This window comes from Pseudomonas sp. NPDC089408, from assembly GCF_044749445.1.
GTDB lineage: Bacteria > Pseudomonadota > Gammaproteobacteria > Pseudomonadales > Pseudomonadaceae > Aquipseudomonas.
In genome coordinates this window covers 45,182-65,094 of sequence record NZ_JBIVHY010000019.1, presented here as the reverse complement: position 1 = coordinate 65,094, position 19,913 = coordinate 45,182, and the positions used below count along the sequence as shown (strand labels likewise).

Here is a 19,913-nt window from a genome sequence, read left to right as displayed (position 1 = left end):
ACGGGCAATTAGACGGATGCCAGCGCCACGTGGCAAGCGCAATCGCCAGGCTGAACCAGCAACAGGCGCGCCGGCTTGCCGGGCAGACGGCCGGTTGCCAAGTGGGGCCCGTGCCCACCTGGCGTGAAGCCCTAGGGCGACTCAGGCGCTTGCAGGGCGACCAGCGTCAGTTCCTGGGCCAACAGGGTAAGTGCCGTTTCACGGCCGTCGCGAATGGCATTCGCGCGGCTTACGTAGTCATCGCTGGTCAAGCTCAGGCGCTGCTCATCCAGCGTTTCCAGCTGCCGGGCAAAGCGCGATTCCACATCGTCAAACCTGGTCGGCTGCTCGGCGCGCAGCACATCCAGCCAGAAGTCGCGCTCACTGATAAACGCCAGGCGCTGATCGGTGGCCTCGGCGTCCAGCACTTCCAGATACGCGGCATCGAGCTGTTCCTGGGTGACCTGGGCCAACACGGCAAACTGCATGTGCCGGGGCTGTCCCAGCAGATTGAGGCGTTCGGCCAAGCCTGACAGATAGGCCAGGTTGACTTCCACTTCCTCCTCGCTGCGCTCCCCTCTGCGCCAGCGCCCGTCGGCATAGCGCGCGTCCATGTCACGCCGGGCGATGCGTTCTACCCAGGCAACCCGAAACAGCCGCCTGGCCAGCTGCAGCCGCGCACTGCGCGTGGCCAGTGGCGCGCCGCCGTGGGTGGCCTCCTCTACCTGCATGCGTACTTCGACGCGGCTGAATACCGTCGAAACGCTGTCGACGCAGGTCGGCGGCTCAGCGGCCAGTTCAAACACCGCATCACGGGTGGCAGTGTGCCGGGAGGCAGCCTCGATGATGGCCCACACGCGTGCGCTGACCTGCTCGGGCGCCCGGCGGAACTCGGCAGTGTCGATCAAGCGACCGAGCAGGTTGAAGAAACTGTCGCTTCGTGGCTCCGCTCGCAGCCCATCCCACAATGCCTGATGCATCTGGCGCTGTGGTTGCGCCACTGAGCGCAGCCAGGTTTGCAGCACGGGATCGGCACTCACCTGGGCACCGTTGAACAGCAACCGCTCTACCCCGTACAAACGGTGCAGGTCTTCCACAGTCAGGCTGTTGCCCTCCAGATGCAGCGCCCGGCGCACCTGCAATGGCGCCTGGAAAAGTACCCGCGGAAACCCGCTGATCTGGTTGTGGCGCAGGTCAGCGAACAGCAACAGTCCACACCATTCCAGCCCGGCCGGCAGCGTACGCAACTGGGTGCGGCTCAAGCGCAGGATGCGCAAGCTGGAAAGCTGATTGAACTGCAGGCTGATGGTCCGCAGAGGGTTGTCACTCAGGTCCAGCGACTGCAACTGAGGCAAGCGGCTCAGCACCTGTGCTTGCGAGGGTGGAATCGTTATCTGATTGCCCGACATCAACAACTGACGCAAGCCGGTCAGGTCCTCCAGCCCATGCGGCAATTCGGTCAGATTGTTGTCGCTCAGGTCCAGTCGGCGCAGACGTGGGAAGCTCGCCAGAAAGCCTTGGGGGATCGCAGACAAGTTCAGCGCAGACAGCCTCAGCTCGGAAATATGCGAGAAATCGGTACCCGGCGGTAGCACGGGCAGTTCACCAACGGCCACCCCTTCCATGCTCAAGCTTAACGCCGCCCGCCGGCCGAGCGCGCCGGCGGGGCGCGCTTCGCGCATCTGCCAGGCTCGCCGAAGTGCATCTTCGATGCGCTGGCGCGTGCGACGCGCATCAGCCAATCCTGCGTCCGACCAGGCGCGCAGGCTGTTATCAAGCTGACGATATTCCTGCTCGACACGCATCAGGTTGTCCAACAACGTGCCTGGGCGTTGCAGCATGTTGTGCAGGTACTGCTCGGCGGCCGCATCGTCCATCGCCGGGAACAAGGCGCGGACCCGATTGCGAATCCTCCGGCGCGGCGTCAGGCTGCATGATTGGCAGCCGCCCAGCGAGTACCCCAGACGGCCATCGGGCAAGCGCCGCATGGGCGAGGCCTTGGGCCTTGCCGGGGTCCATCCCAGCACATTCAGCTGCCCCTTGCTGTCCTCCGGCAGCCAGGCTTGCAGTTGCCTGCGCAGACGGGCCGGGCCTTCAGCCGCGCTCCAGCCCTGGCGCCTGCAGTAGTCTGCGGGCAAGCCGGCGACCAGGGCCTCGAACAAGCCTTCAGGTTCGGCCGGCTCACGCTCGTGCGCAAGGCCCCGGTCGTCATACAGCTGGAACCTGCCGTCGCGCCGAACCAGCATCAGCTGCGCCTCGGTGGCCTGGCTTAACCATTGCGCCTTCACCGGCCCGGTGAGCGGGCTTTCGCGCAACAGCAGATTGGTCTGTGCCGTACCTGGGCCATGCCGCCGCAGCAAGGCAAAAACCAGCGCAACCACGTCGTCCCGGTAGCTATCTTGCAGGTAAAGCCCTTCACGGGCGCGGGTCAGGCGGGCCAGTTGCAGGGTCGCCCTGGCACGCTCTGCCATCGCCAGCGGTAGACGCTGTTCAATTGCCATCCGCACGCGCATGGCCTGGCTAGCAGTCGCCAGTACATCGTGCGCATAGGCGTCCGGCAATGAGGCAAAGTCGCGTTTGATCAACGCCAGCAAGGGGTCATCGCCCAGGTACGCCTGCGAGAAATGCTCCAGCAATGGTGCGCGCAGTGACGTCGCTTGCTGGCCAATCAACGTGCGCTGTTGATCAAAGGGCTCCCCTTGCAAGCGCAACCGGTCGGTGCACCACTGGAACAGCTCTGTGTCCGTGCCAAGGTCGGCGAAAAATCTGTCGAGACGCGCTTGCACAGCAAAACGTTCCAGGGTGTCGCGCAAATTTACCGGCATGCGACGGTTTTCCACCAGCAACCCACGGAGGTAGGCTTCGTCCACGTCGGCAACGCGCAGTATCTCTGCCACCCGCTCCTCGTCCAGCGCAACCGCCGCTGGCCAGAGCCGCCCCAGCAACAAGGCCGCCCCTTGCCACTCCAACGGTCGCTCGGCCCCCAAGCGCCAGGCGGCTTCATTGTTATGCTCCAGCGCCGGGCCATAGCTGGCCTCCCCGTCCCTGTGTAACAAGCGCCAGACCTTGCTGGTGTCACGCCGCAGCCGATAGGCCACGTCGCCCAATTTGCACCAGTAGCGCTGGCCATCGCTCAACAGGCCATTGTCGAGCGCCAGCGCCTGGGTGGGAATGCGGGTTGCTGTGTAGGGGGTCAGGTCATTGCGCCACAGTCGTACCCGCCCAGCCGAGGTCAACACCGGCTCCAGCGTTTCCATGAAGGCATTGCGCAGCAGATGTGCCCCGATCACCACCGCGCCGGCGCTGGATACGGCCTGGGCCAGCTGCAACAGGTGCTGCAGCGCCTCGTGCTGATGTCCCAGCTGCCAGTCGCGAACGCCTTCACAGACCGCCCCTAACAACTGGCGGCCGAAATCAGCCAGCAGCAGCGCGCCAATGGCCGGTACAAACAGGCCCGCCACATTCAGTAAGACCAGGCCCGCAGTCTCGAGGGCCTTTAACCGCATGGCCGCAGCGTTGGCATCGGCCTGCGCCGTGGTCACGGCCAAAAATCGCGCATCCGCCTTGATCCGCTGCAGGTGCCAGGCAGCCAGCGAGACAAACACGTCTTCAGTATCCCGCACCCTGCGCGGCTCCAGGTCCGGCTGGGCATCACGCAAGCGGGTATCAAGGGTTTGCCGGAAGCTCGCCTGATCGTCAAGGGCGATGCGCCGCCGCAGCGCTCGCTGCTGGTCATCGCTGGCCAACAAGCTGGCCAGGGCGCGGTCCATTTCACCCCAGTCGCTGAAAACCCGCAGCGGCCGAGCGGGTGCATCGGGGAAATACAGAATCACCTTTTGCAGGCGTTCGAACCCACCAAAAGGGTAAGTGACGAAGTTGCGCGGCGGCTGCAACCATTCCAGACAGAACGCGCCATCGACTCGGCAGCCCAGGACTTGCAACGCCGCCAAGCGAAACCTCAGAACGCCTGGGGCGGCTAGCGTTTCACCTTTGCACAGCTGGCGCAGCACCTCGACATCATCGCTGCCCAGCTGCCCTTTGATCGCCGCCGTCTCGACCGCCACCGTCAGCTCCAGGCGTTTGTCGGTAACCAGCTTCGTTTCGAAAGCAGCGGACAATACCTCAGCCAAATGCTGTTGATAGGCCGCGCCGACGTCCGCGCGCCTGCACACCTTGACGATGCGGTCGACGTCATCCGACACCAGCGTATCGGCCCCGCCAGGCAGCGCCTGGGATATCAGCGCCGTGCCCAGGTAGTAAGACTCGCCGTCCTTGAAGTTCTGCAGCAATTTCTGCAATGCAGGCACGCGCACGTAATACGGCTGGTAGTCCGGAACTGCACCAGGCTGCGTGTTCAGCCTGGCGCGCTGTTCACGCCAGATCAACGTTGCCAGATCTACATCGAGCTGCAGCTCAGTGTCTTCGGCAAAAGCGCGTTGGAGCCGGGCCGTGGCGAATTTATCCAGCGGCTGCAGTTTGCGGGTCATCTCGGCCAACTGCTTTTGGCTGGCCAGGTAGGGCTTGTAGCACGCGCGCAATGCAGCAATTTGCTGGGGGCTGGCCTTGGTCAGCCATTCCGGCAGGTGTTCGACGATGAAATCATTGATTGGGTGACGCAGCTTCAGCGGTTTCACGGGTTGCGACATGACGGTTCCTTGCGGTTATCGGAGCAGCAGAGTGCGCGTGCCAGGCCGATTGAGTGCAGCTGGAAACACGCGCTTGGCAGTGAGCCCCCATGCATCGGTCTTACTTATAGCTCGGATAACAACAAACAATTTGATTGATGTTTGTGCCGACTGCAACCTAGGCCCCGTAGTTTCAGCCCACCGCTTGTGAGGAATACCGGAATGAGCAACGCCCCGATTCTGCTGACCCCAGGTCCCCTGACCACATCAATCCGCACCCGCCAAGCCATGCTGGTGGACTGGGGCTCCTGGGACCGCGACTTCAACCAGCTGACTGCCAGCGTCTGCGAGCAGCTGCTGGCAATCATCGACGGCAACGCCAGCCACCACTGCGTGCCCCTGCAAGGCAGCGGCACTTTCGCCGTGGAAGCGGCCATCGGCACCCTGGTACCGCGTGATGGCAAGGTCCTGGTGCTGATCAACGGTGCTTATGGCCAGCGCCTGGCAAAAATCTGCAAGGTACTGGGCCGCGCCTACAGCACCTTCGAAACCGCTGAGGACCAGCCAACCACGGCTGCCGACGTTGACCGCCTGCTGGCCGACGACCCGAGCGTTACCCATGTGGCGCTGATCCACTGCGAAACCAGTACCGGCATCCTCAACCCGCTGCCAGAGATCGCCCAGGTGATCAAACAGCACGGCAAGCGCTTGATCATCGACGCCATGAGCTCGTTCGGCGCACTGCCGATCGATGCCCGCGAAATCCCCTTCGAAGCACTGATCGCCGCTTCCGGCAAGTGCCTGGAGGGTGTGCCAGGCATGGGCTTCGTATTTGCCGAAAAAACCGCCCTGGCCGCAGCCGAGGGCAATGCCCACTCGCTGGCCATGGACCTGCACGACCAGCACGCCTACATGGCTAAGACCGGCCAGTGGCGCTTCACCCCGCCTACCCATGTGGTTGCGGCGCTGCACGAGGCGCTGCAGCAATACGTTGAGGAAGGTGGCCTGCCCGCCCGCCACCAGCGCTACGCCGACAACTGCAAGACCCTGCTCGACGGCATGGCCGCTATTGGCCTGCGCAGCTTCCTGCCCGCCGAGATCCAGGCGCCGATCATCGTCACCTTCCATGCACCGAACGACCCGCGCTATCAGTTCAAGGACTTCTACGAGCGGGTCAAGGCCAAGGGCTTCATCCTCTACCCGGGCAAGCTGACCCAGGTCGAAACCTTCCGCGTCGGCTGTATTGGCGTGGTCGGCGCGGACGGCATGCAAGCCGCCGTGAATGCCGTGGCCGAAGTGCTGCGGGAAATGGAAGTGCTGGACATCTGACCCTCTGCCCACCCGAATTCAGGAATTAGCGCACATGAACTACAGCAACCCTACCCAGCTGCAAGCCGCCATCCTCGACTGGGCCGGCACCGTGGTCGACTTCGGCTCGTTCGCGCCGACCCAGATCTTTGTCGAAGCCTTTGCCGAGTTCGACGTGCAGGTGTCCATCGAAGAAGCCCGTGGCCCGATGGGCATGGGCAAGTGGGACCACATTCGCACCCTGTGCGACGTACCGGAGATTGCCGAGCGCTACCGCAAGGTGTTTGGCCGCACGCCGACCGACGAAGACGTCACTGCCATCTACAACCGCTTCATGCCGCTGCAAATCGAGAAGATCGCCGTGCACTCGGCGCTGATCCCTGGCGCCCTGGACACCCTTACCGGGCTGCGCCAGGACGGCTTGAAGATCGGCTCGTGTTCGGGTTACCCGAAGGTGGTGATGGACAAGGTGGTGGAGCTGGCCGCGCAGAACGGTTACGTGGCCGACCATGTGGTGGCTACCGACGAAACCCCGAATGGCCGCCCGTGGCCGGCCCAGGCGCTGGCCAACGTGATTGCCCTGGGGATTGACGATGTAGCGGCCTGCGTGAAGGTTGACGACACCGTACCGGGTATTCTCGAAGGGCGCCGTGCCGGCATGTGGACGGTGGCGCTGGTGTGCTCGGGCAATGCCCTGGGCCTGACCTGGGAAGGCTACCGCGCACTCAGTGCCGAGAAGCTGGAAAGCGAACGTAAACGCATCCATACGCTGTTTGCCGGCTCGCGCCCGCACTACCTGATCGACACCATCAACGAGCTGCCGGAAGTGATTGCCGACATCAACCGCCGCCTGGCCAAGGGCGAGATGCCGCAGGCATTCTGACCTGGGTGGAGGGCTCACCGCGAGATTTTCAGTGCCGTTGAGATCGAGCGCCGCCCGCGCGGCGCATCGCGGATAAATCCGCTCCTACATTTGTTGCAACGTGGCCATGCCTGTGAGGCCATGGTTGTCAGCCGGTTTGCAAGACTCAAGACATGCACCAGAGCAGGCAACCATGGCATAACAGGTTCGGCACGTTGCAACAAATGTAGGAGCGGATTTATCCGCGATGCGCCGCGCGGGCGGCGCTCGATCTGCGCAGCACCGCAAAAACCAAGGCAGGCACCTCGCAGCCCTGACGCAATCGGGCGCAGAACACCCGACATGTCGGATTTAACCCCTTCCCTGTAGGCCATTTCCCAAACATACCCCTGCCGCGCATTTTCCGTTGCCGCTGCTCCGGCAGCGTTCTAGTCTCGGCCTGTCGTTGCTCATCAACGCTACAGCTTTGACAGGCTGTGACGGTAAATCGTATGCGGCTCGCCCTTATGGTGGCTGTACGTGCGGGCATGCTTGCGTGCGCCGGAACTTTGCTATTTCCGCCGGTCTGTCAACCCACGTACAGCTGCCACCCAACTGTTTGACAGCAGGCAGGAGGCGGCACCGATAACGGTAAATCGTAATGTTGTAAATCGTCCCCGATCCACCCCGCACCCCCCGTTCCCTCGAAGAAACCCTGATCACCACAAGCCCCAGGATTTGCACAGCACCTATGGGAGCGGGCGTGCCCGCGAACAGGCGACGCGGTGGCTGGCACCGGCGTTGCCGGCGTTCGCGGCTAAAGCCGCTCCTACAGGACCTTGCGCATGGTACGTTACTGCGGCAACTGCACCTGCGGCTTGGTCGCGGCAAAGATCGCCCAGCTGGACATGAACAGCGCCGCAATCAACGGTCCGATCACAAAGCCGTTGAGCCCGAACACCGCCAATCCGCCCAGCGTCGACACCAGGATCAGGTAGTCCGGCATACGCGTGTCCTTGCCCACCAGGATCGGCCGCAGCAGGTTGTCCACCAGGCCGATCACCAGTACCCCGAACGCAGTCAGGATGATCCCGGGCAAGATCGCCCCGGTCAGCAGGAAGTACGCCGCCACCGGTGCCCAGACGATACCCGCCCCCACCGCGGGCAGCAGCGACAGAAACGCCATCAGCACCGCCCACACCAGCGCGCTGGGGATATCCAGCACCCAGAAAATCAAGCCGCCCAGTGCGCCCTGGGTAATGGCCACCAGGACGTTGCCTTTCACCGTCGCCCGCACCACACGGTTGAACTTCAGCTGCAAGCGACGCTTCTGCTGCTCGGGAAGCGGCACCGCCAAACGCACACGGCGCGCCACTTCGGCGCCTTCGCGCAGGAAGAAGAACAACAGGTACATCATGACGCCGAAGCTGACCACCAGCTCGAAGGTACCCTGGCCAAAGTTGAACGCCTGACTTGCCAGTACCTGGCTGCCCTGGGTCGCCCACTTGGTGATCTTGTCACGCAAACCATCGAGGTTGCCCATGCCCAGGTTGTCCAGGCCGTGCTGGGCAAATGCAGGCAGCAGGTCCTTGCCGCGCTCGACATAACCGGCGATATCCAGCTGCCCGCTCTCGATACGCTGATACAGGGTGGCGCCTTCCTGCACCAGCAGCGCGCTGGTGATGAACACCGGCAACACCGCCACCAACAGGCACACCAGGGTCGTCGCCGCCGCCGCCAGGTTACGCCTGCGCCCAAAACGGATGAGCAGGTTGCGCTGCAGGGGGGCAAACAGGATTCCCAGTACAACCGCCCAGAAAATCGCGCCGTAGTACGGCAGCAGGATCCAGATAAAGGCAATGGTCACCACTGCCAGTAGCACTGCCAGGGCTTTGTTCTGTAGAGCGGCTTCGTTCATCGCAGGTCCTCGAATGGCTTATGCAATATTAGTGCGCGCCGCTTGGCTAAAAGTGCCGCCACTCCCTTGATGTAAATCAATACGTGTACTGGCCGAGGCTTTTAGCATGCGCGCCCTTTGCCCCGGTGCGCACCATGACCTCTATCGCCAAGCCCGAACTGCTGGCCCCCGCCGGCACCCTCAAGACCATGCGCTACGCCTTTGCCTACGGCGCCGACGCGGTCTATGCCGGCCAGCCGCGCTACAGCTTGCGGGTGCGCAACAACGAATTCGACCATGCCAACCTGGCGCTGGGCATTGAAGAAGCACATGGGCTGGGCAAGCGCTTCTATGTGGTGGTCAACATCGCCCCGCACAACGCCAAGCTCAAGACCTTCCTCAAGGACCTGGCGCCGGTGATCGCAATGGCGCCAGATGCACTGATCATGTCTGACCCCGGCCTGATCATGCTGGTGCGCCAGCACTTCCCGCACATGCCGGTGCATTTGTCGGTACAGGCCAACACGGTCAACTGGGCCAGCGTACAGTTCTGGCAGCAAATGGGCCTGAGCCGGGTGATCCTGTCGCGCGAGCTGTCGCTGGAAGAAATCGAGGAAATCCGCCAGCAGGTGCCGGGCATGGAGCTGGAGGTGTTTGTCCACGGCGCCCTGTGCATGGCCTATTCGGGCCGTTGCCTGCTGTCGGGCTACCTCAACAAGCGTGACGCCAACCAGGGCACCTGCACCAACGCCTGCCGCTGGAAGTACGACGCCACGCCCGCCACCGAGAACGCCACTGGCGATATCGTCCGCGAAGTGCAGCCCACCTTGGGCCTCGGTACGCCCACCGAGCAGATGTTCCTGCTGCAGGAGAGCAACCGCCCCGGCACGGAAATGCCGGCGTTCGAGGACGAACACGGCACTTACATCATGAATGCCAAGGACCTGCGCGCCATTCAGCACGTCGAGCGCCTGGCCGGCATGGGCGTGCATTCGCTGAAGATCGAAGGCCGCACCAAGTCGCACTTCTACTGCGCCCGTGCGGTGCAATCGTACCGCCAGGCGATCGATGACGCAGTGGCCGGGCGGCCATTCGACAAAGCCCTGATGGGCAACCTCGAATCGTTGGCGCAACGCGGCTACACCGAGGGGTTCCTGCGCCGCCACGTACACGACGAGTACCAGAACTACCAGCGCGGCAACTCGGTGTCCGAGCGCCAGCAATTCGTCGGCGAGCTGACCGGCGTGCGCGTGGATGGCCTGGCCGAGGTCAAGGTGAAGAACCGCTTTGCCGTGGGTGATCACCTGGAGCTGATGACCCCGCGCGGCAACTACCATTTCGACCTGCATCGCCTGTGCAACGGCCAGCAGCAGGCGATCGAGGTGGCACCGGGCGACGGCCATGTGGTGTACCTGCCGATTCCGGAACAGGTGGCCCTCGACCACGCCCTGTTGCTGCGCGACCTGGGTGCCGACGAAGCCGCCAACTGACAACGCTGTAATGTTCGCCTCAGCTACCTGACAGGCGCCTGGGGCGAACATCGTGGCTCTCCTGCATGAGGCCACGCCATGTTGCGCAACCCCTCCCGCCGTACCTTCGTCAAAGGCCTGGGCGCCGCCAGCACACTGGCGGGCCTGGGGCTCTGGCGCCCGCTGGCCCAGGCTGCCGAAGGCCGTGACCTGGCCGGCCAGCACTTTGAACTGCTCATCGGCCAGACGCCGGTCAACATCACCGGTCGCCCGCGCACCGCGCTGACCCTCAACAACAGCCTGCCCGGCCCGCTGCTGCGCTGGCGCGAAGGCGACACGGTGAGCCTGCGCGTGCGCAACCACCTGGCGCAGGACACTTCGATCCACTGGCACGGCATCATCCTGCCGGCCAACATGGATGGGGTGCCAGGCCTGAGCTTCGCCGGCATCGAACCCGGCGGCGACTACCTGTACCGGTTCACCCTGCGCCAGAGTGGCACCTATTGGTACCACAGCCATTCGGGGCTGCAGGAACAGGCGGGAGTGTACGGGGCAATCGTGATCGAACCACGCGAGCCCGAAGCGCACCGCTACCAGCGTGACCATGTGCTGCTGTTCAGCGACTGGTCGGACCAGACGCCGGAACAGTTGATGGCCACTTTGAAGCAGCAGTCCGACGCGTTCAACTACCACAAGCGTACCGTCGGCGACTTCATCGACGACGTCGCCGAAAACGGCTGGAGCCCGACCGTTGCCGAGCGCACCGCCTGGGCACGCATGCGCATGAGCCCCACGGACCTTGCCGACATCAGCGCCGCCACCTACACCTACCTGCTCAACGGCCAGCCGCCAGAAGGCAACTTCACCTGCCTGTTCCAGCCCGGCGAAACCGTGCGCCTGCGGCTGATCAACGCTTCGGCGATGACCTACTTCGACTTCCGTATTCCCGGGCTGAAGCTGACCGTGATCGCTGCCGACGGCTTGCCGGTGGTGCCCGTGACCGTGGATGAACTGCGCATTGCCGTGGCCGAAACCTACGACGTGCTGGTGACTGTGGGCGACCTGCCCGCCTATACCCTGTTCGCCCAAAGCATGGACCGCACCGGCTTCGCCCGCGGTACCCTGGCCCGCGCCGCCGGGCTGCAAGCACGGGTACCCGTACCCGACCCACGCCCGGAATTGAGCATGGACGACATGGGCCATGGCGGCATGGGTGCCATGGCTGGCATGGACCACAGCAACATGGCCGGCATGGATCACGGCAATATGGCCGGCATGGGCCAGGCTGCCATGCCAGCCATGCAGCAACACCCGGCCAGCGAAACCGACAACCCGCTGGTGGACATGCAAACCATGGCCCCGCGCGCCAACCTGGCCGACCCTGGCATCGGCCTGCGCAACAATGGCCGCCGCGTACTCACCTATGCCGACCTGCGCAGCCCCTACCCTGACCCTGACGGCCGCACGCCCTCGCGCGACATCGAGCTGCACCTGACCGGCCACATGGAGCGTTTTGCCTGGTCGTTCGACGGCATCAAGTTCAGCGATGCCAAGCCGCTGCGCCTGAGATACGGCGAGCGCGTGCGCATCACCCTGGTCAACGACACCATGATGACCCACCCCATCCACCTGCACGGCATGTGGAGCGACCTGGAGGACGAGCACGGCCAGTTCCTGGTGCGCAAGCACACCCTCGACATCCCGCCCGGCAGCCGCCGCTCGTACCGGGTGACTGCCGACGCCCTGGGCCGCTGGGCCTATCACTGCCACTTGCTCTACCACATGGAGACCGGCATGTTCCGCGAGGTACGCGTCGATGAATGACCCCCGCACCCGCAGCATCGTGGCCGGCGTGACCCTGCTGAGCCTGCTCGCCAGCGAACGGGCGATGGCCGCTGGCATGGAGCACATGAACCATGGCCAGATGAACCATCAGGCCATGCCGATGAACCACGCCGGCATGAACCATGAAAGCATGGGCCATGGCCCGGCCACCGCCAGCCAGCCGCGCACGCCCCTGCCCGCCATCAGCGACGACGACCGCCGCGCCGCCTTCCCGCCCCTGCCCGGGCACCAGGTCCACGACCGGGCGCTGAACTGGGCCGTGATCGTCGACCAGCTCGAATACCAGAACTTCGAGAGCAGCAGTGCGCTGAACTGGAACGCCACCGCCTGGGTCGGCGGTGATATCGACCGTCTGTGGCTGCGTACGGAAGGCGAACGCGAACAGGGCACGACGCACAAGGCCGAGCTGCAAGCGCTGTGGGGCCATGCGGTAAGCCCATGGTGGGAACTGGTGGCGGGTGTGCGCCAGGACTTCAAACCCGCCAGCGGCCAAGCCTGGGCCGCCTTCGGTATCCAGGGCACGCCGCTGTACGGCCTGGAGCTGCAGGCCACGGCCTACGCCGGCGAGCGGCAACAGACCGCGCTGCGCCTGGAAGCCGCTTACGCTATGCTGCTGACCAACCGCTGGATACTGGAGCCAACCCTGGAGGCCAACCTCTACGGGCGCAACGACGCCGGGCGCGAGCAAGGCGCGGGGCTGGCCGATAGCGAAGTGGGCCTGCGCCTGCGCTACGAGATCACCCGCAGCTTCGCGCCGTACATCGGGGTCAGTTTCAACCGCCTGCACGGCCAGCGTGCCGACCAGGCCCGCGAGGACGGCGAAGACCTCGGCCAAACCCGGCTAGTCGCCGGTATCCGCCTGCGTTTCTAAAGGAGAGCTTCACCATGCTGCGCAAACATCTGCTGACCCTGGGCCTGCTGGCCGTAACCGGGCTAGCCCAGGCCGCCGAGACCATTGACGTCTACCGCGACCCCAACTGCGGCTGCTGCAAGGCCTGGATCAGCCACCTGCGTGACAACGGCTTTACCGTCAACGATCACGTCGAACCGAACATGAGCGCGGTCAAGCAGCGCCTGGGCGTGGCACCGCGCCTGGCGTCGTGCCACACCGGGGTGATCGACGGCAAGTTCGTCGAAGGCCATGTGCCGGCCGAGCAGGTCCGCCTGCTGGCCAAGCGCAGCGACCTCAAGGGCCTGGCCGTGCCAGGCATGCCGATGGGCTCGCCCGGCATGGAAATGGGTGACCACAAGGATGCCTATCAGGTCATCGGGGTAACCCAGGATGGCCAAGACACCGTGGTCGCCAACTACTGATGCTCAGCCTGTGGGCGCTGTTCTTCAGCGCCTTTGGTGCCGCCACCCTGCTACCGCTGCAATCGGAGGCCGTACTGGTCGGCCTGTTGCTACGCCAGCCCGACGCCTGGGCGACCCTGCTGTTGGTAGCCACCCTGGGTAATGTGCTGGGTTCGGTCGTCAACTGGCTACTGGGCCGGGCCATCGAGCACCTGCGTGACAAGCGCTGGTTCCCGTTCAGCGCGGCGCAGCTGGCGCGCGCGCAGCAGCGCTACCAGCGCTGGGGGCAATGGTCGCTGCTGCTCAGCTGGATGCCGGTGATCGGCGACCCGATGACGTTGATCGCCGGCATCATGCGCGAGCCGTTCTGGCGTTTCCTGCTGCTGGTGACCGTGGCCAAGGCCGGCCGCTATGCGGTGTTGGCGATGATCACCCTGGGCTGGTTTCACGCCTGGTAACACCTTTCACGTTCCGCGCAGTCCATGGGCTGTTACATTCGCCTTTTCCTACATGGTCCTACATGGAGTGCCCCCATGCTGCGCGCAACCGCCCTGGCCCTGGCCTGCCTGGCAGGCGGTTCGGCCTTCGCTGCCGAATCGCCCACCTATGGCCCTCAGCTCGAAGGTTTCAGTTACCCGCACCCGCTCAAGCATTTTGACTTCAAGTCCCAGGGCCAGGCCCTACAGATGGGCTACATGGACGTGCCCGCCCAAGGCCAGGCCAACGGCCGTAGCGTGGTGCTGATGCACGGCAAGAACTTTTGCGCCGCCACCTGGGAAACCACCATCGATGCCTTGAGCAAGGCTGGCTACCGGGTCATTGCCCCGGACCAGGTCGGCTTCTGCACCTCGAGCAAACCGGCGTATTACCAGTACAGCTTCCAGCAACTGGCCGACAACACCCATCCCCTGCTGGAACAGCTGGGTGTGAAGCAAACCATTGTACTTGGCCACTCCACCGGCGGCATGCTTGCCACCCGCTATGCACTGATGTACCCGCAGCAGGTGGAACGGCTGGCAATGGTCAACCCGATCGGCCTGGAAGACTGGAAAGCCCTTGGCGTGCCTTACCGCACCGTGGACCAGTGGCATGCCCGCGAGCTGAAGCTGGATGCCGAGGGCGTGCGCGAATACGAACGCAAGACTTACTATGCCGGGCGCTGGAAGCCCGAATACGAACGCTGGGTACAGATGCTGGTGGGCCTGAACAAGGGGCCGGGGCATGAAGCGGTGGCGTGGAACTCGGCACTGATCTACGACATGATCTTCACCCAGCCGGTGTACCACGAGTTCAAGGACCTGCAGATGCCGACCTTGCTGCTGATCGGCGACAAGGACACCACGGCGATTGGCAGCGATATCGCGCCGCCAGAGGTGAAGGCCAAGCTTGGCAAGTATGCCGAGCTGGGGCCGCAGGTGACCAAGCTGATCCCCAAGGGTGAGCTGATCACCTTCGAGGGCATGGGGCATGCGCCGCAGATCGAAGAGCCGGTGCGGTTCAACCGCACGCTGGTGGAGTGGTTGGCCAAATAAAGCGGGTTCGGCTGCTGTTCAGGCGAAGCGTTGCAGTTGCATCTCCCGTAGCCGGCTTAACGTCCGTTGGTACGGGAACGCCAGATACCCTTGGGTGTAGAGGGCATCGAGCGGCACCTGCGCTTCCAGGTACAGGGCTACGCGGCGGTCGTAGCATTCGTCGACCAGGGCAATGAAACGGCGCACTGCGTCGTCCTTGGGTGACAATGCGGGGAGTTCGCGATCGCCCGCCACCACCCGCGCCGCCGCATCCTCGGTACCACGGGCAATGCGCCCGGCCCGCTGCTCACCGCCCAGTGCTGGAATCTCCGATACCAGAATGGCCGCAAAACGGTCGCACAGGGCCATGAACTCCATGGCAGCCAGCGGTTGTTCGCACAGGTCGCTGAAGCGGCACCAGATGGCCTGTTCGCTGCGGCGTATCACGTGTATGGGCCGGGAGCCGATCGCCAATGGCTGATCTGTGCCGAGGTCGTCCGGGCTCAGTTGGCGGAACACCTCGTTCAACTGGCTGGCCTGGCCCGCCGCTGCCACCCAGTAACGCTGGCGTTCGGCACCGGGGTGCAGACGGTGGTCCTGCCCGCCCGCCACCGGCAGAACCTGCATGTGCCGCTGGATCGCGGCGATGGCCGGTATGAAGCGATCACGGTTGAAGCCGTCGCGGTAGAGCTGTTCGGGAGGCTGGTTGGAGGTGGCGACAAGCACCACGCCTTGGTCGAACAGTACCTGGAACAGGCGACCGAGGATGATCGCGTCGCCGATGTCGTTGACGAACAGTTCGTCGAAGCACAGCACGCGGATCTGCCCGGCAAGCTCCCGGGCCAGGGCCAGCAGTGGGTCGGCGGTGCCGTTGAGCTGGAACAGGCGTTGGTGAACCCAGGCCATGAAGTGGTGGAAATGCTGGCGTCGGCTGGGTACGCGCAGGCAGCGGTGAAACTGGTCCATCAGCCAGGTCTTGCCACGCCCGACCGGGCCCCAGAGGTAGATGCCTTGGGTCGGGCGGGCCTGTTCGACGGCCAGGAAGCAGGCTTGCAGGGCCTCGACGGCGCGGGCCTGGGCGGGGTCGGCGACATAGCCCTGAGTGGTCAGGGCTTGCTGGTAGAGGGAATGGGGGTCGATGGCCATGCGGCATTCTACACGGCTAGCGCAGTGCATACCTTTTGGACGAATTTCCCGGCCTGACGCGGGCCCCTGTAGGAGCGGCCTTGTGTCGCGATGGGCCGCAAAGCGGCCCCGGCAATCTATGCAGCGCTGCTGAAACCCTGGGGCCGCTGCGCGGCCCATCGCGACACAAGGCCGCTCCTACAGGACCGCGTCAGGTCTCGCTGCCCAGGCCTACCTTGAGCAACGCACCATCCTTGTCATCGGTCAGCACATACAGATACCCATCCGGCCCCACCCGCACATCGCGAATCCGTGCCTTCAAATCACCGAGCAAGCGCTCTTCGTGCACCACCTTGTCGCCATCCAGCTGCAAGCGGATCAGTTCCTGGGTAGCCAGCGCACCAATGAACAGGTTGTGGTCCCAGCCCTTGAACGTGGGGCTGTCGTAGAACGCCATGCCGCTGATGCCCGGCGACTTCTCCCACACATGGTGCGGGTCGACCATACCGTCCACATGCTTGCCCTTGGCCTCGGGGATCGGCAGCAGCGAGTAATTGATGCCGTGGGTCGCAATCGGCCAGCCGTAGTTCTTGCCCGGCCCGGGGATGTTGATCTCATCACCGCCACGCGGGCCGTGTTCGTGGGTCCACAGTTTGTCTGTCCAGGGGTTGAGTGCGGCGCCTTGCTGGTTACGGTGGCCATACGACCAGATCTCCGGCCGCACATTGTCCTTGCCAACGAAGGGGTTGTCCTTGGGCACTTCGCCGTCCGGCAGGATGCGTACGATCTTGCCCTGCAGTTTGTCGAGGTCCTGGGCGGTCGGGCGCTGATTGTTCTCGCCCAGGGCAATGAACAGGTAACCGTCGCGGTCGAACACCAGCCGCGAGCCGAAGTGGTTACCCACCGACAGTTTTGGCAGCTGGCGGAAGATCACGTTGAAGTTTTCCAGCCGGGCGCGATCCTCGGACAACTGTCCGCGTCCGACCGCAGTACCGGCCTTGCCGTCGCTGCCCTCTTCGGCGAAGGAAAGGTACACCGTGCGGTCCTTGGCGAAGTCCGGTGACAGCACCACGTCCAGCAAGCCACCCTGGCCTTCGGCCCAGACCTTGGGCACGCCGCTGATCGACGGGCCGACCTTGCCTTCGGCGTTGACCAGCCGCAGGTTGCCGGAACGCTCGGTGACCAGCATGTCCTTGCCGCCCGGCAGGAAGGCCAGCGCCCAGGGGTTACGCAGGCCGTCGGCCACAGTGCTGACGGTCAAGGTGCCCTTTTCGCTGGGAAACTGCTGTTCGGCCGCCGCCTGCGCCAGCAAAGGCAGCAGCGCGGCGGCGGTCAGGGTGGCTAGCCAGGGTGCTCGAAGCATGCAGGGTTCCTTTCAGATGGGCTTACGGCGCACGCGGGTTGTCGCGCGGTGGCCGGGTGGGTTCCAGGTTCGGGGTTTGCTGCTGGCGGCGCAGGTTGTCGCCGTTGCCGATGCCGCGGTTGTCCAGTGTCGGCGGGCGCTGGTACGGGTCGGTGGACGGGCCGCGTACCGGCGGCGTGGCCGGCATGCTGCCTTGGCGGCTATTGGGGTTGGCGCGCTGGATCGGGCTGTTGTAGGGGTTGTTGTTGCCGGCGGCGAGCTGCAAGGGTGGTTGCGGGGTAGCGTGCGCGGGCAGGCACAAGGCCAGGCCAAGGGCCAGGATGGGCAATGTCGGGGTCATGCTTCACCTCCTGTACGAAAATGCCGCGCCTGGTGGATTTGATAGCCTAAGACGCGAAGGGTTCGCGGCAAAAGTGTGAATATGGGTGGAGTTGATTCGTGATGTTTCAGTATGCGCCTCGGGGGCTGCTTTGCAGCCCATCGCGACACAAGGCCGCTCCTACAGGAATACGCATTCCCCTGTAGGAGCGGCCTTGTGTCGCGATGGGCCGCAAAGCGGCCCCAGGTTACTGGTCCTTGTCTACCTTGTGCCGCGCCGCATACAAGCACAGCATCTCCATCGCCAAAGTCGCCCCGGCCAACGCCGTGATGTCGGCATGGTCATAAGCCGGCGCCACTTCCACCAGGTCCATGCCGACCAGGTTGATGCCACGCAGCCCGCCGAGAATCTCCAGCGCCTGCACCGTGCTCAACCCACCACACACCGGCGTACCGGTGCCAGGCGCGTAGGCCGGGTCGAGGCAGTCGATATCGAAGGTCAGGTACACCGGCCGCTCGCCCACGCGCTGGCGAATCGCTGCAATCACCGCCTCGGTGCCTTGGCGGTGCACCTGACGAGCGTCGAGGACGGCAAAACCCTGGCTGTCGTCATTGGTAGTACGCAGACCGATCTGCACCGAGTGCGCCGGGTCCACCAGGCCTTCGCGGGCGGCATGCCAGAACATGGTGCCGTGGTCGATGCGCTTGCCTTCTTCGTCCGGCCAGGTGTCGCTGTGGGCATCGAAATGGATCAACGCCAGCGGGCCGTGCTGGCGGGCGTGGGCCTTGAGCAGCGGATAGCTGATGAAGTGGTCGCCACCGAGGGTGAGCATGGCGCAGCCAGCCTGCAGGATATGCTTGGCATGGGCCTCGATGCTGTCTGGCACCGACTGCGGCGTGCCGCTGTCGAAGGCGCAGTCGCCATAATCGATCACCGCCAGGTGGTCGAACGGGTCGAACGCCCACGGCCAGTGGCGCGCCCAGGCTTGCTGTACCGAAGCGGCACGGATCGCCCGCGGGCCGAAGCGTGCGCCGGGGCGGTTGCTGGTGGCGGTATCGAACGGTACGCCGCTGACCACCACATCCACCCCGCGCAGGTCGCGGCTGTAGCGGCGCCGCGAAAAACTGGTAATGCCGGCGTAGGTACTTTCTGCGGCAGTGCCATACAGGCTGTCGCGGGTCATGGCCTGGTCGTTGTTTGTGGCTTGATCCACGGTCGGGCTCCTTTGTCGTTATCCGTTACTGGCGGGTGCGGAAGGCGGTCCACAGGCGGTTGCGCTGACGCAGGTCGGCCAGGGCCATGCTGCGGTCGGCATACAGGCGCTGGCGCACCTCGGCCGACGGGTAGATGTCCGGGTCGTTGCGCACCGCTTCGTCCACCAGCGGCGTGGCGGCCTGGTTGGCGTTGGCGAAGAACAGCGTGTTGGTCAATGCCGCCACCGACTCGGGCTTGAGCATGAAGGCGATGAACGCGCGGGCCGCCTCAGGGTGCGGGGCGTCCTTGGGGATGACCAGGTTGTCCTGCCATACCAGCGTGCCTTCGCGGGGGATGCGGTAGATCAGTTCGAACGGTTTGCCGGCACGCCGCGCCTGGTCGGCGGCCATTGCCGCGTCGCCGTTGTAGGTCAGTGCCAGGCACACGCTGCCGTTGGCCAGGTCGCTGATCTGCCGGCCATTGGCGACGTAGCTGATCGATGGCTGCAACTGGCTGAGCAGGTTCTGCGCGGCGGCCAGGTCGGCCTTGTCTTGGCTGTAAGGGTCCTTGCCCAGGTAATTCAGGGCTACGCCGATCACTTCCTGTGGCGAATCGGGCATGGCGATGCCGCACTCTTTCAGGCGGCTGGCGTATTCGGGCTTGAACAGCAGGTCGAGGCTGTCCAGCGGCACATCGCCCAGGCGCTGGCGCACCGCCTCCACGTTCACCCCCAGGCCCAGGGTACCCCAGGTGTAGGGCACGGCATGGCGGTTGCCGGGGTCGGCCTCGGCGAGCTTGGCAAGCAGGTCCTTGTCGAGGTTGGCGTAGCCGGGCATGGCCTGGGCGTCCAGCGGTTGCAGGGCATTGGCCTTGAGCGCCCGCGCCAGTACGGTGGACGACGGTACCACTACGTCGTAGCCGCTGCCGCCGGTCAGCAGTTTGGTTTCCAGTACTTCGGTGGTATCGAAGGTGTCGTAGCGCACCTTGTAGCCGGTTTCCCGTTCGAAACGCTGGAGCGTTTCCGGGGCCACGTAGTCGGCCCAGCTGTAGAGGTTGACGACCTTATCTGCAGCTTGCAGCGGCAGGGCCAGGACCAGGGACAACAGGCACAACGATCGACGCATGACGGACACCTCGGCTAATG

Annotated in this window: 15 protein-coding genes; 8 read left to right on the top strand and 7 right to left on the bottom strand. The window is 64.4% G+C overall.

Annotated elements, in window-relative coordinates; translation table 11 throughout:
* Positions 1 to 131: 131 nt before the first annotated feature.
* Complete coding sequence (locus tag ACIP02_RS23315) at positions 132 to 4,625, bottom strand: NEL-type E3 ubiquitin ligase domain-containing protein (protein ID WP_400621193.1); 4,494 nt, start codon at positions 4,623 to 4,625, stop codon at positions 132 to 134.
* Between the two features lie 201 nt (positions 4,626 to 4,826).
* On the opposite strand from ACIP02_RS23315, the gene ACIP02_RS23310 reads away from it, so the two are divergent.
* Together ACIP02_RS23310 and phnX are read left to right on the top strand one after the other, a co-directional pair.
* Positions 4,827 to 5,933, top strand: coding sequence for a 2-aminoethylphosphonate--pyruvate transaminase (locus tag ACIP02_RS23310; RefSeq protein ID WP_400621191.1), 1,107 nt, complete (start codon positions 4,827 to 4,829; stop codon positions 5,931 to 5,933).
* 34 nt (positions 5,934 to 5,967) lie between these two features.
* On the top strand, positions 5,968 to 6,795 hold the full coding sequence (gene phnX / locus ACIP02_RS23305) for a phosphonoacetaldehyde hydrolase (RefSeq protein ID WP_400621188.1): 828 nt from the start codon (positions 5,968 to 5,970) through the stop codon (positions 6,793 to 6,795).
* Positions 6,796 to 7,606: 811 nt separating this feature from the next.
* Here phnX and ACIP02_RS23300 read toward each other — a convergent pair.
* Positions 7,607 to 8,671 (bottom strand): AI-2E family transporter, encoded by a 1,065-nt coding sequence (locus ACIP02_RS23300; protein WP_400621185.1) that lies wholly within the window; start codon positions 8,669 to 8,671, stop codon positions 7,607 to 7,609.
* 134 nt (positions 8,672 to 8,805) lie between these two features.
* Here ACIP02_RS23300 and yegQ point away from each other — a divergent pair, with 134 nt between their 5' ends.
* The 6 genes from yegQ (at position 8,806) to ACIP02_RS23270 (ending at position 14,789) form a co-directional block, all read left to right on the top strand.
* Complete coding sequence (yegQ, locus tag ACIP02_RS23295) at positions 8,806 to 10,140, top strand: tRNA 5-hydroxyuridine modification protein YegQ (RefSeq protein ID WP_400621182.1); 1,335 nt, start codon at positions 8,806 to 8,808, stop codon at positions 10,138 to 10,140.
* Between the two features lie 78 nt (positions 10,141 to 10,218).
* Positions 10,219 to 11,943, top strand: coding sequence for a copper resistance system multicopper oxidase (locus tag ACIP02_RS23290; RefSeq protein WP_400621179.1), 1,725 nt, complete (start codon positions 10,219 to 10,221; stop codon positions 11,941 to 11,943).
* Positions 11,936 to 12,835 carry a copper resistance protein B gene (locus tag ACIP02_RS23285; RefSeq protein WP_400621177.1) on the top strand — a complete coding sequence of 300 codons (900 nt, stop codon included), beginning with the start codon at positions 11,936 to 11,938 and terminating at the stop codon, positions 12,833 to 12,835. The genes ACIP02_RS23290 and ACIP02_RS23285 overlap by 8 nt, the downstream gene beginning before the upstream one ends.
* A 14-nt stretch (positions 12,836 to 12,849) precedes the next feature.
* Positions 12,850 to 13,278 carry a DUF411 domain-containing protein gene (locus tag ACIP02_RS23280; protein ID WP_400621174.1) on the top strand — a complete coding sequence of 143 codons (429 nt, stop codon included), beginning with the start codon at positions 12,850 to 12,852 and terminating at the stop codon, positions 13,276 to 13,278.
* On the top strand, positions 13,278 to 13,715 hold the full coding sequence (locus tag ACIP02_RS23275) for a YqaA family protein (protein WP_400621171.1): 438 nt from the start codon (positions 13,278 to 13,280) through the stop codon (positions 13,713 to 13,715). The genes ACIP02_RS23280 and ACIP02_RS23275 overlap by 1 nt, the downstream gene beginning before the upstream one ends.
* 75 nt (positions 13,716 to 13,790) lie before the next feature.
* A complete protein-coding gene (locus ACIP02_RS23270; RefSeq protein ID WP_400621168.1) occupies positions 13,791 to 14,789 on the top strand; it encodes an alpha/beta fold hydrolase in 999 nt (332 codons plus the stop codon).
* An 18-nt stretch (positions 14,790 to 14,807) separates the two neighbouring features.
* Here ACIP02_RS23270 and zapE read toward each other — a convergent pair whose 3' ends face one another.
* From zapE to ACIP02_RS23245, 5 genes are all read right to left on the bottom strand, one after another.
* Complete coding sequence (gene zapE, locus ACIP02_RS23265; protein ID WP_400621165.1) at positions 14,808 to 15,914, bottom strand: cell division protein ZapE; 1,107 nt, start codon at positions 15,912 to 15,914, stop codon at positions 14,808 to 14,810.
* 190 nt (positions 15,915 to 16,104) lie between these two features.
* Positions 16,105 to 17,256, bottom strand: coding sequence for a PQQ-dependent sugar dehydrogenase (locus ACIP02_RS23260; protein ID WP_400621162.1), 1,152 nt, complete (start codon positions 17,254 to 17,256; stop codon positions 16,105 to 16,107).
* 22 nt (positions 17,257 to 17,278) lie between these two features.
* On the bottom strand, positions 17,279 to 17,596 hold the full coding sequence (locus tag ACIP02_RS23255) for a hypothetical protein (protein WP_400621159.1): 318 nt from the start codon (positions 17,594 to 17,596) through the stop codon (positions 17,279 to 17,281).
* Between the two features lie 226 nt (positions 17,597 to 17,822).
* Positions 17,823 to 18,788, bottom strand: coding sequence for an agmatinase (gene speB, locus ACIP02_RS23250; RefSeq protein WP_400621156.1), 966 nt, complete (start codon positions 18,786 to 18,788; stop codon positions 17,823 to 17,825).
* Between the two features lie 25 nt (positions 18,789 to 18,813).
* Positions 18,814 to 19,893 carry an extracellular solute-binding protein gene (locus ACIP02_RS23245; protein WP_400621153.1) on the bottom strand — a complete coding sequence of 360 codons (1,080 nt, stop codon included), beginning with the start codon at positions 19,891 to 19,893 and terminating at the stop codon, positions 18,814 to 18,816.
* Positions 19,894 to 19,913: the final 20 nt, after the last annotated feature.

Coding starts and splice junctions, on each gene's coding strand:
- ACIP02_RS23315 (WP_400621193.1), bottom strand. CDS start 4,625: ATGTCGCAACCCGTGAAACCGCTGAAGCTGCGTCACCCAATCAATGAT.
- ACIP02_RS23310 (WP_400621191.1), top strand. CDS start 4,827: ATGAGCAACGCCCCGATTCTGCTGACCCCAGGTCCCCTGACCACATCA.
- phnX (WP_400621188.1), top strand. CDS start 5,968: ATGAACTACAGCAACCCTACCCAGCTGCAAGCCGCCATCCTCGACTGG.
- ACIP02_RS23300 (WP_400621185.1), bottom strand. CDS start 8,671: ATGAACGAAGCCGCTCTACAGAACAAAGCCCTGGCAGTGCTACTGGCA.
- yegQ (WP_400621182.1), top strand. CDS start 8,806: ATGACCTCTATCGCCAAGCCCGAACTGCTGGCCCCCGCCGGCACCCTC.
- ACIP02_RS23290 (WP_400621179.1), top strand. CDS start 10,219: ATGTTGCGCAACCCCTCCCGCCGTACCTTCGTCAAAGGCCTGGGCGCC.
- ACIP02_RS23285 (WP_400621177.1), top strand. CDS start 11,936: ATGAATGACCCCCGCACCCGCAGCATCGTGGCCGGCGTGACCCTGCTG.
- ACIP02_RS23280 (WP_400621174.1), top strand. CDS start 12,850: ATGCTGCGCAAACATCTGCTGACCCTGGGCCTGCTGGCCGTAACCGGG.
- ACIP02_RS23275 (WP_400621171.1), top strand. CDS start 13,278: ATGCTCAGCCTGTGGGCGCTGTTCTTCAGCGCCTTTGGTGCCGCCACC.
- ACIP02_RS23270 (WP_400621168.1), top strand. CDS start 13,791: ATGCTGCGCGCAACCGCCCTGGCCCTGGCCTGCCTGGCAGGCGGTTCG.
- zapE (WP_400621165.1), bottom strand. CDS start 15,914: ATGGCCATCGACCCCCATTCCCTCTACCAGCAAGCCCTGACCACTCAG.
- ACIP02_RS23260 (WP_400621162.1), bottom strand. CDS start 17,256: ATGCTTCGAGCACCCTGGCTAGCCACCCTGACCGCCGCCGCGCTGCTG.
- ACIP02_RS23255 (WP_400621159.1), bottom strand. CDS start 17,596: ATGACCCCGACATTGCCCATCCTGGCCCTTGGCCTGGCCTTGTGCCTG.
- ACIP02_RS23245 (WP_400621153.1), bottom strand. CDS start 19,893: ATGCGTCGATCGTTGTGCCTGTTGTCCCTGGTCCTGGCCCTGCCGCTG.